This is a genomic window from Bacillus sp. BC08, from assembly GCF_054326875.1.
In genome coordinates this window covers 297391-314098 of record NZ_JBTGPA010000037.1, presented here as the reverse complement: position 1 = coordinate 314098, position 16708 = coordinate 297391, and the positions used below count along the sequence as shown (strand labels likewise).

General features: G+C 34.6%; 15 protein-coding genes. 3 read left to right on the top strand and 12 right to left on the bottom strand.

The features are described 5' to 3' along the window. Positions 1-64 precede the first annotated feature (64 nt). Entirely contained in the window at positions 65-1048 is a 984-nt protein-coding gene (locus ACXVYO_RS25265; protein ID WP_458468869.1) for a beta-ketoacyl-ACP synthase 3, read from the top strand. Between the two features lie 87 nt (positions 1049-1135). On the opposite strand, the gene ACXVYO_RS25260 is transcribed toward ACXVYO_RS25265, so the two are convergent. From ACXVYO_RS25260 to ACXVYO_RS25205, 12 genes are all read right to left on the bottom strand, one after another. After that, the gene (locus tag ACXVYO_RS25260; protein WP_458468867.1) at positions 1136-2404 is read right to left on the bottom strand and encodes an MFS transporter; all 1269 of its coding nucleotides are present in this window, start codon (positions 2402-2404) and stop codon (positions 1136-1138) included. A 187-nt stretch (positions 2405-2591) separates the two neighbouring features. Beyond that, positions 2592-3404, bottom strand: a complete 813-nt coding sequence (locus tag ACXVYO_RS25255; RefSeq protein ID WP_458468865.1) for a polyphosphate kinase 2 family protein — start codon at positions 3402-3404, stop codon at positions 2592-2594. A gap of 277 nt (positions 3405-3681) precedes the next feature. After that, positions 3682-4623, bottom strand: a complete 942-nt coding sequence (locus ACXVYO_RS25250) for an ROK family protein (RefSeq protein ID WP_458468863.1) — start codon at positions 4621-4623, stop codon at positions 3682-3684. A gap of 19 nt (positions 4624-4642) precedes the next feature. Further along, on the bottom strand, positions 4643-5566 hold the full coding sequence (pfkB, locus tag ACXVYO_RS25245; protein WP_458468862.1) for a 1-phosphofructokinase: 924 nt from the start codon (positions 5564-5566) through the stop codon (positions 4643-4645). 12 nt (positions 5567-5578) lie between these two features. Next, the gene (locus ACXVYO_RS25240) at positions 5579-6424 is read right to left on the bottom strand and encodes a tagatose-bisphosphate aldolase subunit GatY (protein WP_458468861.1); all 846 of its coding nucleotides are present in this window, start codon (positions 6422-6424) and stop codon (positions 5579-5581) included. A 4-nt stretch (positions 6425-6428) separates the two neighbouring features. Further along, entirely contained in the window at positions 6429-7592 is a 1164-nt protein-coding gene (gene nagA / locus ACXVYO_RS25235) for an N-acetylglucosamine-6-phosphate deacetylase (RefSeq protein ID WP_458468859.1), read from the bottom strand. Positions 7593-7598: 6 nt separating this feature from the next. Further along, positions 7599-8786, bottom strand: a complete 1188-nt coding sequence (locus tag ACXVYO_RS25230; protein WP_458468857.1) for an SIS domain-containing protein — start codon at positions 8784-8786, stop codon at positions 7599-7601. Between the two features lie 77 nt (positions 8787-8863). Further along, complete coding sequence (locus ACXVYO_RS25225; protein ID WP_000560687.1) at positions 8864-9583, bottom strand: GntR family transcriptional regulator; 720 nt, start codon at positions 9581-9583, stop codon at positions 8864-8866. A gap of 164 nt (positions 9584-9747) precedes the next feature. Beyond that, the gene (locus ACXVYO_RS25220) at positions 9748-11013 is read right to left on the bottom strand and encodes a Gfo/Idh/MocA family protein (RefSeq protein WP_458468855.1); all 1266 of its coding nucleotides are present in this window, start codon (positions 11011-11013) and stop codon (positions 9748-9750) included. A gap of 26 nt (positions 11014-11039) precedes the next feature. After that, the gene (locus tag ACXVYO_RS25215; protein ID WP_033659821.1) at positions 11040-11873 is read right to left on the bottom strand and encodes a carbohydrate ABC transporter permease; all 834 of its coding nucleotides are present in this window, start codon (positions 11871-11873) and stop codon (positions 11040-11042) included. Then, positions 11866-12810: a carbohydrate ABC transporter permease gene (locus tag ACXVYO_RS25210; protein WP_458468853.1), complete on the bottom strand. Its 945-nt coding sequence runs from the start codon at positions 12808-12810 to the stop codon at positions 11866-11868. The genes ACXVYO_RS25215 and ACXVYO_RS25210 overlap by 8 nt, the downstream gene beginning before the upstream one ends. Positions 12811-12863: 53 nt before the next feature. After that, positions 12864-14114, bottom strand: a complete 1251-nt coding sequence (locus tag ACXVYO_RS25205) for an ABC transporter substrate-binding protein (RefSeq protein ID WP_458468852.1) — start codon at positions 14112-14114, stop codon at positions 12864-12866. A 434-nt stretch (positions 14115-14548) separates the two neighbouring features. On the opposite strand from ACXVYO_RS25205, the gene ACXVYO_RS25200 reads away from it, so the two are divergent. Further along, entirely contained in the window at positions 14549-15412 is an 864-nt protein-coding gene (locus ACXVYO_RS25200) for a PucR family transcriptional regulator (RefSeq protein WP_097817682.1), read from the top strand. Positions 15413-15514: 102 nt separating this feature from the next. Further along, complete coding sequence (locus ACXVYO_RS25195) at positions 15515-16618, top strand: ABC transporter ATP-binding protein (RefSeq protein WP_000829430.1); 1104 nt, start codon at positions 15515-15517, stop codon at positions 16616-16618. The last annotated feature ends 90 nt before the right edge of the window (positions 16619-16708 follow it).

The following is a 16708-nucleotide window of genomic DNA, read 5'->3' as shown; positions in this document are numbered from 1 at the left end:
TTATTGACATTTTTATAACCTGATATTAGTATCAGGTTATAAAAACAAGTTAGGAGATGTTCCTATGCATTCTAAATCTCGTATTACTGCAATTGGTACTTATGTTCCAGATCACATATTATCTAATAACGCTTTAGAGAAAATGATTGATACGAATGATGAATGGATTGTACAAAGAACAGGAATGAAGGAAAGACGAATCGCGAGCGAAGACGAATACTCCTCACACTTAGCCATTAAAGCAATTGAAAATTTATGTACAACTTTTAAAAAGAACTTAGAAGATATAGACTGTATCATCGTCGCTACAACAACCGCTGACTATTTTTTTCCGAGTGTCGCATGTCAAATACAACAACACTTCAGCATACCTCATACAATTGCATTTGATTTAAATGCAACTTGCGCTGGTTTCACATATGGATTGCACGTTGGGAATAGCTTAATCACTTCTGGATCACATGAAAAAGTACTAGTCGTAGCAACAGAGACATTATCTAAAGTTACTGATTACACCGATAGAACGACTTGTATTTTATTTGGCGATGGTGCTGGAGCTATTTTATTAGAAAGAGATGAAAACAAACCAAGCTTTATTGCTACGCATATGGGAACAAATGGGCACGGTGGTATTCATCTATACCGAACAAACTTATCTACTACTATGAATGGTACACCACTGCAAACAAATGAAAAAATCGTGCAAAATGGAAGAGAAGTATATAAATGGGCAACACGCACGGTGCCAGCAGGTATAAAAGAACTATTACATACTGCAAATATGCAAATAAATGATATAGACTGGTTCATACCACACAGTGTTAACTTACGAATGATTGAATCTATTTGTGAGAAAACCGAAATTTCAATTCAAAAAACTTTAATGAGTGTAAAATACATGGGGAATACATCTTCAGCTTCCATTCCACTCGCTCTAGATTTAGCTAGAAAAGAAGGGAAATTAAATAACAGAGATACACTTTTACTATATGGATTTGGCGGTGGTCTTACACATTTAGGACTTATTATAGAGTGGGATTTAAACTAACATTTTTCTTTTATACAACTAACTACAAAAAAGCTGCATTCAAAGATTGGTTATCTCTCTTTGAACGCAGCTTCTTTTATCTTAATTTTATTTACCTGTCCGAGTCCATATCACAACAGGAATCAGCATGAAAGCTAAAACTCCTCCAGCTAATGACAATGCCGCATAACTTGAATTCGCTACTACCATACCTGACATCGCTCCGCCTGAAGCTCCAGCTAGCGCAATAAACACATCTATCTTCCCTTGTGTTTTTGCACGTGTGGAAGGTATAGTTGCATCAACAATTTGAGCCGTACCACTTATTAAACCGAGGTTCCATCCTAATCCAAGTAAAGACAAAGCAACAATTAATAGTATTAAAGAATCACTCGGAGCTATTGCAGCTATGACACCTGCCGCTAGTAAAATTACTCCACCAGCTATACTCATCGTAGTTCTTCCAATTTTATCAATTAACATTCCCGTAACGAGAGATGGAAGATACATTGCACCTACATGAAAACCAATCACTAGTCCTACTGCACTTAATCCATGACCGTGATGCCCCATATGAACTGGTGTCATCGTCATAATTGCAACCATCACAATTTGCGTAAGTATCATTACAATTGCTCCAACAGTAATACCTCGTTTGTTTTCTGTCGCTTCTTCTGTTACTGCTTGCCCTTTATATGTATGTTCTTGTTTATATGTTTCTATCATATTTGCAATAAGTAACGGATCTGGACGAAGCATAACAAATAGAACAAGACCGGCTAGTATAAATGCTGCTGCCGATAATATGAAAGGACCAGCAAGTTCAGGAATTCCAATTGAATGAGCAAACCTTCCCATTACTCCTACTAAATTGGGACCTGCGACTGCACCAAAAGTCGTCATTACCATCGTAATACTAATAGCAGTTGCTCTTTGCTTCTTATTCGCTAAATCCGTTCCAGCATAACGCGCTTGTAAATTCGTAGCTGTGCCCGCGCCATATATAAGTAAAGAAACTAGTAAAAGAATAATACTATTTGTTAAAGCTGCCCCCACAACTCCAATAGCTCCTAATCCACCTACTATAAAACCTGCTGAAAGCCCTATGCGGCGACCATGTTTTTGCGATAACTTCCCAACAAAGAAAGCTGCTACCGCAGATCCCATTGTAAACATAGCTGCCGGCAATCCTGCATATGCATCTGTCCCAAGCATTTGCTGCGCAAGAAGTGCACCTACTGTAATCCCAGCAGCCAATCCTGCTCCGCCGAACATTTGTGAAATACTTACGATTACTAATGTTCGTTTGTATAATTTTTGTTGCTCTTCTTCTGTATATATATGATTACTTATTGAAGCATCTGCTGTATCTATCATTTTCTCATCCTTTCTATAAAACTAATACCTCTTGTTAATGTACTATAGAACAACAAAATCCCCAAATTTAAAATACTAAAATTTATTTATACATGTAAAGAACCCCACGGTTTATGTTTTCCCATTACCGAGGGGTTCCCAAACTTACAGGGTAACTCTACTTTATATTTCATATGTAAACTCTGTACTATTTTACAACTGCATCTTCATTAGCTGCAAAACCCTCTGTCTTTCCTTCTTTTATTTCATAATAATACGAAGGTAATTCTATATTATGTTCTAAGAGATAATCCTCAATTAATGAAATAATCACTTTCAACGTTTTCAATCGAGCGTATAATTTATCGTTACTCGCGATAATTTGCCATTTTGCATTTGGCTTATTTGTTTTTTCAAACATGTCTTCCATCGCTTCAACATACTCGTCCCATTTTTCACGGTTACGCCAATCTTCGTCTGTAATTTTCCATTTTTTCAAAGGGTTGTTCTCTCTATCTTTAAACCTCTTTAATTGTTCATCTTTACTAATATGATAGAAAAACTTTCCGACTATATAATAATCATCTGTTAATAGTTTTTCAAAATCATTAATCTCATCATACGCTCTCGTCCACTCTTCCTTTGTAGCAAAACCTTCAACACGCTCAACTAACACACGGCCGTACCATGAGCGATCAAAAATAGTAATTTGCCCGTACTGAGGTAGTTTCCGCCAGAAACGTTGCAAGTAATGGTACCGTTTTTCATGAGGCGCTGGTGCTCCAATTGGATTTACTTGGAACCCACGTGGATCAAGGTGTTCTGTCACTCGCTTAATCGCTCCGCCTTTTCCAGCCGCATCCCAGCCTTCCATAACGAGCATAACTGCGATTTTTTCTTCTTTTACTATTTGCTGCAATGCTAATAAGCGTCTTTGATATTTTTCAAGTTTCTTATTGTACTTAGATTTCGATTCAATTCTTTTCGTTACATCTACTTTAGCAAGAACTCCATTTTCCATAAAACAAATCCCCCTTGTTGTATGACAATGTTATTTTAACGTATTTTTGGAAATTTTTTCATAATTATATTCCTTTTGACTTATACTTCAAATCGAAAACCGAAATGATAAATCACATCCGTAAATACTTTATAGTACATCATTAACGAATGTATATTCCCCTTAAATCCCAAAATAAAAACAACCATCATCTTCTACATAAACAAGATGATGGTTGTGTGAATTGAATAAAAAAGCTCTACACATGTTAACTATTCTCGATAAATATCTTCTAAGATTATATATTCATTGACTTTTCCTCACATCGATTCAACGCTACATAACAAGCTCCATATACACCAGCATCATTATGTAATGATGCTAAAACGATTTTCACCTTATTTTGATAGATTTCCATTATTTTGTCATAGAACCTTTCTTGAATTTGTTTCAAAAATGGTTCACCTTGCCCTGTAATACCTCCCCCAATAATAATTAATTCGGGGTTAAATATATAAGTAATATTTACTAAACCAGCAACAACATACTGTAGAAACTGTTCATATACATTTTTCGCCAACCACTCTCCTCTGTACATACGTTCTATAATTTCTTCACCTGTGATTGTGCCTATCTCTAGCCCTTGAATTTTGGATGCTTCTTTATACTGACGAATCAACGCCGAAGTCGATGCATATCTCTCATAACATCCCTCTCCGCCACAACTACATTTTTCTCCATTATGAACAATTATCATATGACCAAGCTCTCCAGCTAGCCCTTTCACTCCCTGAAGCATTTTGCCATTTGTAATGATTCCACTACCAATCCCGGTTCCAAGTGTGATTAAAACTATATGTTCCTTCCCCTTGCCTGCCCCTTTCCACATTTCACCGAGACAAGCTGAACGAACATCATTTTCAACACTCGTAACATACCCTGTCTTACTATAAATATAATCTGCTATTTTTGTACCGCTATATCCCGAAATATTGGCAGAATACAGAACTTCCCCTTTGATATTATCGATAATCCCACACGATGATACACCTACAGAATGAATTTTATAGCTCTTTTCAAACTCATATATTACTTCACAAATACGATACAAAATTTCTTTCTTTTGATTTTGTACTGGTGTTGTTATTTTCCCTTGTTCATGTACTATTCCTTGTTCATCAATCATTGCATATTTTATAAAAGTTCCTCCAATATCAAAACAAGCAACGTACCTCCCCATATTTCTCCCCTTCCTACTTTTAGACAATTATAATTTCATTATAGAAATTCTCTACATTTTTAAGCTGTATGTAACCTGTTATTTCCTCAGCTGCGTTAGCCATTCCACACGCCACTGAAAAACGAAGTGCATCCTTTATCCCATACCCCTTTGCGAGTGCTAACGTTATTCCTGCAACCATTGCATCACCTGAGCCAACAGCATTGATAGTTTTTATTTCTGAAATAATCGCCCTTATGCTTTCATCTTTCGTAATAAGTATCGCTCCTTCTCTTCCAAGTGATAACAAAACATACTGCACGCCCCTCTCGCAGATTTTAGTTGCTTCCGTAATCATTTCTTCCTGTGACACACATTTTTTTTGAAGCAACTGGCAAATTTCTTGCCTGTTTGGTTTAATTAAAAATGGTTTTCCTTGTATGCCATGCAATAATGGTTCTCCACTTGTATCTAATATGAATTTTTTACCATTTTCAGCTGCCTTTTGTGCCAACTGCTGATAAAATGAATTTGGAATACCCTTAGGTAAACTTCCCGATGCAACAATAAACTCAAAATCTTTTACTATCCTTTCATATTTTTTTATAAAAAGAGCTATTTCATCCTCTGAAATAGCTGGTCCTGCTTCTAATACTTCAGTAGCTGACGCAGATTTTTTTGTGATTAACGCTATACAATTGCGAGTTTCTTCTTTAACGGAAACAAACTCATCAATAATTGATAAATCTTTCAAGTTTTTTCTTATGAACTCACCATTACTACCACCAAGTAACCCGGCTCCAGTTACTTCTTCTCCTAGCAAACGAAGTACTCTCGATACATTAATGCCTTTTCCACCCGCAGTTTTTTCATAGTCTTTCGTGCGATGTACTTTGTTTAGTTTTAATTCTCCTAATTCATATCGCATATCAACAGATGGATTCAATGTAATTGTCGCAATCATAAGAATATCTCCTTACACACGATTTAAACTTTTGCACATCTTTATTTTATCTGCAGCAACCCGTTTCATCGCCATAATTGCATCTGAAAAATATTTACGCGGATCATTTTCTTCTGGATGAGAAAATAAATAATGACGTAATGCTGTTCCGAATGCAATTTTTAACTCTGTTGCGATATTCACTTTACAAATTCCTAAACGAATCGTTTCTTGCACTAAACTGTCCGATAATCCGGAGGCACCATGTAATACAAGGGGAATATCAACTTGCTTTCTAATATTTGTTAATCTTTGTAAATCTAATTTTGGTTTCCCTTTATATAGTCCATGTGCCGTTCCAATTGCAACTGCCAATGAGTCAATATTTGTACGTTCTACAAACTCTTTCGCTTGGTAAGGATCTGTATAAATTGAGTTTTCCACTACTATATCTTCTTCTATTCCTGATAATTGCCCTAACTCAGCCTCTACTGTTACTCCATATTGTTTTGCATACGCCGAAACTTCCTGAACAATCTGAATATTTTTTTCAAATGGATGATGCGAAGCATCAATCATAACAGAGCTAACTCCTAAATCGATACAATTTTTAATATCACTTATATCTTCATGATGATCCAAATGTAGACTAATTGGTATATCATATCGCTTTCTCGCTGCTTCAATCATATGCAAAAGATATTCTTTTCCCATATATTTTATCGTGCCTGGTGTAGCAGCTATAATAACAGGTGACCTAAGCTCTACTGCGGATTCAATTACAGCTTTTAAAGTTTCTAAATTATGAATATTAAAAGCCGGAACCGCATAACCCTGTTCTTGTGCATTTCTCAGTATAAATTGAGTTGAAACAAGCATACTCTCAAATCCTCTCTTTATTCTTTTTATATTTCATTTCTCCCCCTACAACTGTTCCTATAAGATCTAAATCCTCTGTTAATATAAGAAAATCAGCTCTTTTCCCTGGTGCTATACTTCCAATTTCATTATCAACTCCAATACTTTTAGCAGGAATTAACGATCCCATATGAACACATTCCCATAACGATGCATTTGTCCATTTCTCCATATTCTTCACACCATCAATAAATCGAAGTGTACTTCCCGCTAAAGAACCCGCCTCTGTTCGGGCAATGCCGTCTTGCACTTGGACAACAAATTCTCCTAAATTATATGTGCCATCCCCTAATAAGCCCGCTCGCATACAGTCACTAACTAAACAAGTTTTGTCGTATCCTTTACATTTATATAAAATATTCACTACGCTTGGATGTACATGATGTCCATCTGCAATGATTTCACCATACACATGCTCAGTTGAGAGTACCGCTCCAACAACGCCAGGTTCACGGTGATGTAATCCTCTCATTCCATTAAACGTATGCACAAAAATCGTCGCTCCTGCTTGAATCGCATTCTGGCATATCTCATAGCTTGCATTCGCATGACCAATTGCTACACGGACATTCTTTTTCACAGCATGACGTATACAAGCAATAGCATCTCTTCTCTCTGGTGCCATTGCAATTTTTTTAATGGTCCCTTCTGATGCAACAATCCACTCCTCTAACATTTCAATGGTTGGATCAATAAAATATTTAGGATTTTGTGCACCTTTATATACCTCCGTAAAACAAGGTCCCTCAAGAAAAGATCCAATAATACTTGCCCCTTCTACCCCTCTTTTTTTTGCATGAGCTATATTTTTCAAAGCTCCCATTATATTTTCCGAAGAATCAGTTAATGTTGTAGGCAAAAAGCTCGTAACACCATTTTCCAATAACTTAATAGAGATATTGTTTAACGATTGATATGTGCTATCCATGACATCATGTCCCGCTACACCATGAATATGTGTATCAACAAATCCTGGAGAAATAATTCTACCTTCAAAATCCATTACTAACGCTCCGTCTACTATTTCTTCAACATGTTTTAGAAAGTATCCATTTACAATATGTAAATATCCACTTTCACGAACACCATCTTCTAGTAGATATATAGATGCTTTGACGTAGTAGTTCATAAATTACTATTCCTTTCCTTTATAAGGATGTACTGTTACCCCTTGAACGATACGATTTACACTTCCACTTGGACAAGGGTTATCTGGAGTAATCCCTAATGCAATTGATTTATATAATGCTAAAATTTGTCCGTATAATATATAAATAAACGTAATATACATGTCATCTTTTAGATTTCGTCCTTCATTGCATAAAAACGTATTACAATGTCTCCTTGCTTCTTGATTATCTTGATGTGCTATAACAATAATCTCGCTCCTTTCTTTCTCTTGAAAAATCTCTTTTAATAAATCAAGATCATATTTTTTCGTATACTCATCATTAGATAAAAATAATACAACAACTGTATCCTTATCTAAAATTGATTTCGGTCCGTGCCTAAACCCAAGGGGGGTGTCAAACATAACTGGGATACGACCAGCAGTTAACTCTAGAAATTTTAAAGCAGCCTCTCGAGAAAGCCCTTCAAATACGCCTGATCCTAAAAATACAATTTTACGAAATTCTTTTTCTGCAATTCGTTGAATTTCCCGTTCTTGTTTTTCGATAACACCTTTTCCTAATCTTACAATTTCCATAATGCTAGGTTCTAAAAGATGGATATGATTATAGTTACATAACATAAGTGCAGTTAACATCATAGAGGTAAAACTTCCTGTCATTGCGAATCCTTGATCATTTGCCTCCTGCGGCATATACATAACAAAAGCGTTCTCTTTATGTTGAAACTGCTTCGCTAAATTTCCTTCTTCATTACATGTTAAAATAATATGATAAACTGAACGAATAATTTGTTCTCCTAATTGTACTGCCGCTAAACTTTCTGGACTATTGCCAGAGCGAGCAAAAGATACTAAAATTGTTGGGATGTCTGGCTGAAGATAGTAATAAGGACTTGAAACTATATTTGTTGTGGGAATACTTTCAATATGCATTTTCTTTAAATCTGTTATTCTTTTTATATATGGAACAATTGTGTCTCCAACAAAAGCAGATGTCCCTGCACCAGTGAAAATAACTCTCACTTGTTCATGCTTTCTTGAAATACTTGAAAAGAAACCTATAATTTCATGTTGCTTGCTTTGAAAATTCAAATATACTTGCTCCCAAAGATCTGGCTGTTGTGCAATCTCTTTCGCTGTAAAACATGCTCCATATATTTCTCTTATTTCATCATTTGCATGTAATAACATTTGAGAACCCCCTTAATATTAGTTCATATCTTATTACGTCATCATTACCAGTTGAATTACAATAAGTATAACCATACTTATTGTAATTCAACTGTGTAAGTAAATTTATCTCCTCTTGCAATGGTTTGCGTGTATTCGATTATATTTTCTTTCGCATATGCAATCCGTTCTAGAGATAAAGATGGTTCATTCTTTTCAACTTGTAGCCATGTTGCATGCTCTTTTTCTGCTGCAATCGCTTTGAAACTTTCCACCGCGCGCGTGATATGGACTTGATATTTTGTACGAAAAATCTCGTACATTGGTGTTTCTTCTAATTCTTTCTTCGTTAAATATGGAAAGAACTTTACAGGAATATAAGATGTTTCAAATAGCATCGGTTCTTTATCAGCTAACCTTAGTCTTGTAATTTGATATACCTCTTCTTCATGATTAAGATTCATAATTTTCGATATTTTTTTATCGCAATGAATTATGGAAAATGATACGACTGTTGATGATGGAACCTTTCCAAATTTTTTCATTTCTTCTGTGAAACTATAAAAGCGAACAAGGCTTTGATTAAATACACGAGGTGAGACAAAACTCCCTTTACCATGTTTTTTATAAATATATCCTTCTTTTTCTAGTTCTTGCATTGTCTGTCTTACTGTCGTTCTACTTACATCATGAATCTCACATAGCTCGCGTTCTGATGGAAGCTTATCATGTTCTTGTAAATTCCCAGTTTCAATTTGCTCCACAATAATATCCATTAATTGGTAGTATAATGGTGTTCGATTATCTTTTGCAATCATGTTTTACTCCCTCATCTATAAAGTTGTTATAACCAGTTTACGGCTATTATATCGAATGAAAATAGGAATTACCATCACTTTCTCACATAGAAAGATAAGCTTATTCCAACTGTTAAAATTTACTTTAATCGTACATTTAATTTGTTCCTTTATATGCGCTCTTCTTATTTTGCTGGATTCATCGATTCTTGTAAGTCTGTCACATATTGCTTAAGATTTACTGTTTCACCCGTTATTCTTGATCTTTCAGCGGCAAAGGCAATCAAATGACTATTTGCCGAAATCATTGCAGACGTTAAACTTTCTGTTTTATTGCTTTTTACCTTTTCGATAAAATCATTCATAATTGCATTATCTGCTCCCATATGTCCACCTTCTATTGTTTCTGGGTAAATCGTTTCAACCTCACCTGAAAAATATTTGACCTTCAATTCATTTAATACATCATGACCATGAATTTCACCATGTGTTCCCATAATTTTAAACGTACGGCAACACTCTTTCGTAAATGCAGACATTGTAAAAGCAACTGTTACATCATTATCAAATAGTAAATTTACTACTTGATGATCTACAACATCATTGTCACAATGGTACACACAACGCCCATAAGGTCCTTTTTTTAGTGCCTCCAGTCTATTTTCAATGCTTGTATCAATAGAAACTACATTCGCTGGCCATTCATCTCTCTCGTGTAAATACCATTTTAAAGCAGAATATTGGCAGTTTTCTTCAACTTCACAACCATCTGTACAACGTAACGTCGAACCCTTAGGTGCATGTTCGGATTTAAAATGAGTCAAACTTCCAAAAGATGAAATCTTTTCACACTCTGCACCCACAAGCCATTGTAGCACATCCATATCATGACAACATTTTTGCAAAATCATTGAACTTGATTCAGATTTATTACGCCAATTCCCTCTTACAAAACTATGCGCTTGATGCCAATGACCAACATTTTCATTCCATTGAATTGAAACGATGTCCCCTATCTTCTTTTGATCAACAATTTCTTTTAAAGTCCTATAAAACGGTGCATACCTTAATACGTGACATACTGTTAATAATGCGTTATATCTCGTGGCAGCCTCTGCAATTTCCAATGTCTCTGTAGGGCTTGGTGACATTGGTTTTTCTAATAAAATTTTGTATCCCTTCTCAATCGCTTGCATAACAGGTTTATAATGAAACCGGTCGGGCGAACAAATAAGCAATACATCACAAAGCTTTTCTTTCGCTAATAACTCTTCCCATGTTTCAAATTGCATATCTTCCGAAACGCTATGCATTTCAGAGAATTTCTGTCTTTTTGCATTATCCAATTCTGCAACCGCAACAAAAGTTATCTCTGTTGGATGTTCTAACGCGTAAGAAGCATAAGCGTACATTCCACGACTTCCTGCCCCAATTAATGCCGCTGTAATCATTCATATCCTCTCCTATTCTATTATTCTTATTTTCCACCTGTAATTGTAATTCCTTCAATAAATTGTTTTTGTAAAAAAACAAACAATAGCAACATTGGTAAAATCGCTAAAAATGATCCCGCCATTAGTACCGGATAGTTTGTTGCATATTGCCCTTGTAGTGAAGATAAACCAACTGACAATGTCATCATATCTGGTGAATTATTTACAATCATCGGCCACATCAATTCATTCCAAGACCAGAGTGTTGTAAATATACCAAGCGCAATTAAACCTGGTTTCGCAAGAGGCAGCATAACATACCAATAAATTTGGAAGTGATTGCAACCATCTAATCTTGCTGCTTCTTCTAGTTCCTTTGGAACGCCCATAAAAAACTGACGTAATAAAAAGGTACCAAATGCACTAAATAACCCAGGTACAATTACCGCTTGTAATGTATTCAACCAATCCAGTTTTACCATAATTAAATATTGTGGAAGCAAAAACACTTGAGCCGGAACCATTAGGACGGAAAGAGTTAGTAAAAACAGTACATTTCTACCTGGAAATTGTATTCTAGCAAAAGCATAAGCTGCTAATGAGCATAAAAACAACTGCCCGACCGTTCTAGCTATTGTAACAATTACAGTATTCATCATAAATTTAAAAAATGGTAATAAGTTGAATATTTCTGTATAGTTACTCCACATAAATTGAGATGGGATAATAACTGGTGAAACTTGAACAGATTCTGTATAAGTTTTTAGAGACGTTAATATCATCCAAATAAAAGGACCAATGGTTAATAAGGCACCTATGATAAGTATTGCATGAATCATAATTGTATTTTTATTGACTGCACCTACTCTTTTATTCATCATAATGCACCCACTTTTTCTGTAATATCATTTGAATCGCTGTAATGATTAATATAATAATTAATAATACAACTGCTATGGCTGCCGAATATCCTTTCTCATTTAAAATAAAGGCACTTTGATAAAATAAATAAACAATAGATTGTGTATTTTCAATTACATTACTTGTTCTACCAATCATCATAAAGATGAGATCGAATACTTGAAATGCTCCAATTAAAGACATAATCGTTACGAAGAAAATAACTGGCGATAAAAGTGGCAATGTAATCTTAAAGAAAATTGTAATTGGCCGGGCTCCATCCATAATTGCCGCTTCATAGTATGTTTTAGGGATGTTTTGGAGACCAGATAGAAAAATAACCATGTTATATCCTATCCCCCCCCAAATCGCAACTATAATAATTGAATATAATGCAATGTTAGGGTTGGTAAGCCAATTAGGACCATCAATTCCAAACCATGATAACATGTAATTGAGTAACCCATAGTCAGAATTATAGATCCATTTCCATACCATAGCGATTGCAGCAGGCATTGTAATAACAGGTAAAAAATATAATGTTCTATAAAGGGATTTCCCTTTAATGTTTTGATTTAATAGCACCGCTAATATGATGGATAAAAATATACCGATTGGAACAGTAAGCACGATATAAATAAATGTATTTTGAAAAGCCTTTCCTAAATCTTTATCAGTAAACATCTTTTTATAGTTTTCTAGTCCAATCCATTCATAGCTACCAAACGCATCCCACGCTGTAAAACTAAAATAAATATTTTGCACAATTGGCCACATATAAAAAATGAATAACCCTAACATAGTTGGGGCAATCATGACATATGCCCATATATAATCTAATTTCTTTTTCTTTTTATATTTTTTTTGTATATGTGTGTTTTTTTGCTCCACTACCTTTATTGATAGATCCTCCATCTCTTCACTCCTCCCATAATTTTTGATTTAAAGCAAGGAGAGGATCCCTCTCCTTATTTTTTAGAAAGAACTTCATTTGCTTTCTCTGTTAATTCTTTTGTTGCTTCTTCAACATTCAATTCTCCTCCCCATACCCTTTTTAATACTTTTGTTTCTTGCTCCCATAAAGCTCCTGTATTTTTCACACTCGGTAATGGGTAAGAATATTCAAGACCAGTGATATACGCTTGTAAATTCAAGTTTGGAACGGATTTAACCCACGCTTCTTGTGTTCCATTAAAAGCAGGAATGACTGTTCCAGTTTCTGCAAACACATCTGCTGCCTCTTTAGAACCTAAATATTTCACAAATTCCCAAGCTGCATCCGGATATTTTGTTTTCGCTGAGATGACATTTGCTAGACCATGAATCATAACAGCTCTTTCTTTCCCTTTTGGCATAACAGCAATATTTAAATCAGGATTTTTCTTATATTCTGGTACCATCCAAGGCCCGTCAAAAATCATCGCTACTTTACCTGATAAAAACAAATCAGATGCTGTTGTCTCTGTCATTTGAGCAAATGTTGGTGATAATCCTTCTTTAATAAAACTAATGTTATAATTAAATGCTTCAATTGCTTGTGGTTTATTAAATCCTACTGTTTTTTTATCTTTAGAAAGAACATACCCTTTATTTTGATAAATGAGATCATAATAACCACCTTGATTTCCCATTGCTGCTGCAAATCCCCAAACACCTTTTTCCTTTTTCGTCAATTGCTTTGCAGCTTCTTTCATTTTCTCCCAATCCCATGAATCATCTGGATATGCTACTCCAGCTTCATCAAATAATTTTTTGTTATACCAAAGTGCCGTTGTATCAAAATCTTTTGGAATACCGTAAGTTTTATTATCTACTGTATATAAATCAACTAAAGATTTTGGGTAATTTTCCAATTTATAATTATCTTTTTTCGCTTTATCATCCAAAGGCATCAATACTTTTCCCGAAGCGTATTTCACGACATTTGGTCCATTCATCCAAAATACATCCGGCAATGCATTTCCTGTTGCTGCCGTTTCAAGCTTCTGAAAGTACTGTCCGTACGCTGTTAATTCTATTTTCACTTTAATATTCGGATGTTTTTCATTAAACTGTTGAACCACTTTCTCCACTGCTGGTAGTTGTTTCTTATCCCAAAGTGCATACCGTAATTCTATCTTTTCATCTTTAGATGACGTGTTAACTTTTTCGCCACTGTTAGAACATCCTACTATTACCAATAGCAATGTTGACAAAAAGAAAATAAACCACTTTTTCATCCCTTTTCCTCCTCTAGAAACAATCATCTATATAACAAAATCCTTACTTCTGTTTCTTGTAACTCACTGACAACAAATCAAACTAATATAATCAACTTTACAAAAGATTTGGAGCACCTTATAAATAAAGCGTTTACAAACGAATTTTATTCATTTATAAAAACAATGCTCTTCTCTCCCTTCCTATCAATTTTAGTAGACTTATGTCATTACCAGTTGAAGGAATAAACTATCATTGATATATTATTTATACATATACCAATTCGATCACGACATGATGTTGTCATTACCAGTTGTTATGAAGTATAACACTATCACTTTTTCCTCCGCAATATATTTTCTGAATTTTTTAAATTTTTAACACAAACTATGTCAATCCATTATCCCTATAGCATTTGTTATTAATAAATAATATAAAGATAAGGAGTGTTCATATGATTCAACAATTAAAAAGATATTACGATAAAGATATAAAAATTAATGAGGCCATACTTTCTGAAGAGTACAGTTGGTTTTTGATTGATGGGAATAGAGTAGGAATTCGTAAATCTCGCTTACATAAACAAGAGTGTCAATTACTTTCATCCCTCTTAACCCCCCTCCATACTGACACATGCTATGAAACAGAAATAGAAAAGTATTGGTACGAAGCATTATATCAGAGTAAAGATATTCAAATAACATCTGTACGCTTTTTACATTTCTTCACAACGCACCCTATAACGGAACGAGAAGAATTTCATAATGCTTTACATTCAATACTTGGTTTTGATAATCCTACAATATGGGAAACTTCACAAACTGGAGTCCTCATCTTAACAGAAAATATATCTGAATATAGCTTGCAAACAGCCCTTGATACGCTGGAAACAGATTTTTTTATATCCTTATCCTTTTTTGTCGGCAGACACTACACCCATACCAATCAAATTTCTCACTTGTATCAATGGGAACGAAATTTATTTTCTTATCTTTCTCCCTATCTATCAAAGAAAATTACATACATTGAACAACTCCTTCCTTATCAATTAATGACCTTATTACCAAAAGAAAAGAGGGAAAAATATACAAATCATTTATTAGCACATGTTTTCAATGATAAAGAGCTAATAGAGAGTATTAAAGTATTCTTCCAATGTAATTTAAATGTATCACTTGCGGCCAAACAATTATATTTACACCGAAATACTTTACAGTATCGAATTGACAAATTTATTGAAAAAACAGGATTGAATATAAAAACATTTGAAGGTGCTGTGGCTGTCTATTTGGCTTTTCTTTCTTTGAACATCTCGTAATTTTGCATAAAAAAATTAACATTTTTTGTGCAACTTGCCAATTCACCTTACAATCAATAAACCTTATAATTCAGTTAATTATAAAAATAGGGGTGATGTATAATGGCCGAACTCGTATTAGATCATATTTTCAAATTATATGATAATAAAACAACTGCTGTTTCTGATTTCAATTTACATATTCAAGATAAAGAATTTATTGTATTTGTTGGTCCTTCTGGTTGTGGAAAATCAACTACTCTACGTATGATTGCAGGTTTAGAAGATATTTCTAATGGCTCATTTTATATTGATGGTAAACTTATGAATGATGTCGCTCCAAAAGATCGTGACATTGCAATGGTATTTCAAAATTATGCACTATACCCACATATGTCTGTTTACGATAATATGGCGTTTGGTTTAAAATTACGAAAACTACCAAAAGATGAAATTAATCATCGCGTAACTGAGGCGGCAAAAATATTAGGTCTTGAAGATTATTTAAAGCGAAAACCAAAAGCATTATCAGGTGGGCAGCGACAGCGTGTTGCATTAGGAAGAGCTATCGTTCGTGACGCAAAAGTATTCTTAATGGACGAGCCTCTATCCAATTTAGATGCTAAATTACGTGTAAGTATGCGTTCAGAAATTTCTAAGCTTCATCGTCGTTTAAACACAACTACTATATATGTAACACATGACCAAACGGAAGCAATGACAATGGCATCACGCCTTGTTGTGATGAAAGATGGTATCATCCAACAAGTTGGTACACCAAAAGAAGTCTATGATACTCCAGAGAATGTTTTTGTTGGCGGATTCATTGGTTCTCCGGCCATGAATTTTTTTACTGGAACATTAAAAGATAACTATTTTCATATAGAAAACATTCGTTTTAAAGTACCAGAAGGACAATTAAAAAAATTGCAGAAAAAGGGATACAACCAAAAAACACTTATACTCGGTATTCGTCCAGAAGACATTCACGATGAACCAATTGTCCTTCAATCTTCTCCCGATTCAACTGTCGAAATTAATATTGAAGTTGCTGAATTATTAGGTGCTGAGACTATGATACATGGAAAACTTGAAAATCAAAGTTTTGTCGCACGAATTAATGCTCGATCAGAACTGAAAGCTGGCGATAAGCTTTCAGTAGCCTTTAGTTTAACAAAAGCACATTTTTTTGATAGTGATACAGAAGTGCGTATACGTAACAATTAAACAAGCTTAAGTGGTTATCCTAGAGTCAGACGTACGAAAAAAGCTGTGTAGTATGGCCTCTACACAGCTTTTTCCTCTAATCCCCTAAAT

What these genes read in the sequence shown, in the direction of transcription:
- ACXVYO_RS25255 (WP_458468865.1), bottom strand. Translation starts at nt 3,404, where the DNA reads ATGGAAAATGGAGTTCTTGCTAAAGTAGATGTAACGAAAAGAATTGAA.
- ACXVYO_RS25195 (WP_000829430.1), top strand. Translation starts at nt 15,515, where the DNA reads ATGGCCGAACTCGTATTAGATCATATTTTCAAATTATATGATAATAAA.
- nagA (WP_458468859.1), bottom strand. Translation starts at nt 7,592, where the DNA reads ATGAACTACTACGTCAAAGCATCTATATATCTACTAGAAGATGGTGTT.
- pfkB (WP_458468862.1), bottom strand. Translation starts at nt 5,566, where the DNA reads ATGATTGCGACAATTACATTGAATCCATCTGTTGATATGCGATATGAA.
- ACXVYO_RS25260 (WP_458468867.1), bottom strand. Translation starts at nt 2,404, where the DNA reads ATGATAGATACAGCAGATGCTTCAATAAGTAATCATATATATACAGAA.
- ACXVYO_RS25240 (WP_458468861.1), bottom strand. Translation starts at nt 6,424, where the DNA reads ATGCTTGTTTCAACTCAATTTATACTGAGAAATGCACAAGAACAGGGT.
- ACXVYO_RS25210 (WP_458468853.1), bottom strand. Translation starts at nt 12,810, where the DNA reads ATGGAGGATCTATCAATAAAGGTAGTGGAGCAAAAAAACACACATATA.
- ACXVYO_RS25205 (WP_458468852.1), bottom strand. Translation starts at nt 14,114, where the DNA reads ATGAAAAAGTGGTTTATTTTCTTTTTGTCAACATTGCTATTGGTAATA.
- ACXVYO_RS25265 (WP_458468869.1), top strand. Translation starts at nt 65, where the DNA reads ATGCATTCTAAATCTCGTATTACTGCAATTGGTACTTATGTTCCAGAT.
- ACXVYO_RS25200 (WP_097817682.1), top strand. Translation starts at nt 14,549, where the DNA reads ATGATTCAACAATTAAAAAGATATTACGATAAAGATATAAAAATTAAT.
- ACXVYO_RS25215 (WP_033659821.1), bottom strand. Translation starts at nt 11,873, where the DNA reads ATGAATAAAAGAGTAGGTGCAGTCAATAAAAATACAATTATGATTCAT.
- ACXVYO_RS25225 (WP_000560687.1), bottom strand. Translation starts at nt 9,583, where the DNA reads ATGATTGCAAAAGATAATCGAACACCATTATACTACCAATTAATGGAT.
- ACXVYO_RS25220 (WP_458468855.1), bottom strand. Translation starts at nt 11,013, where the DNA reads ATGATTACAGCGGCATTAATTGGGGCAGGAAGTCGTGGAATGTACGCT.
- ACXVYO_RS25230 (WP_458468857.1), bottom strand. Translation starts at nt 8,786, where the DNA reads ATGTTATTACATGCAAATGATGAAATAAGAGAAATATATGGAGCATGT.
- ACXVYO_RS25250 (WP_458468863.1), bottom strand. Translation starts at nt 4,623, where the DNA reads ATGGGGAGGTACGTTGCTTGTTTTGATATTGGAGGAACTTTTATAAAA.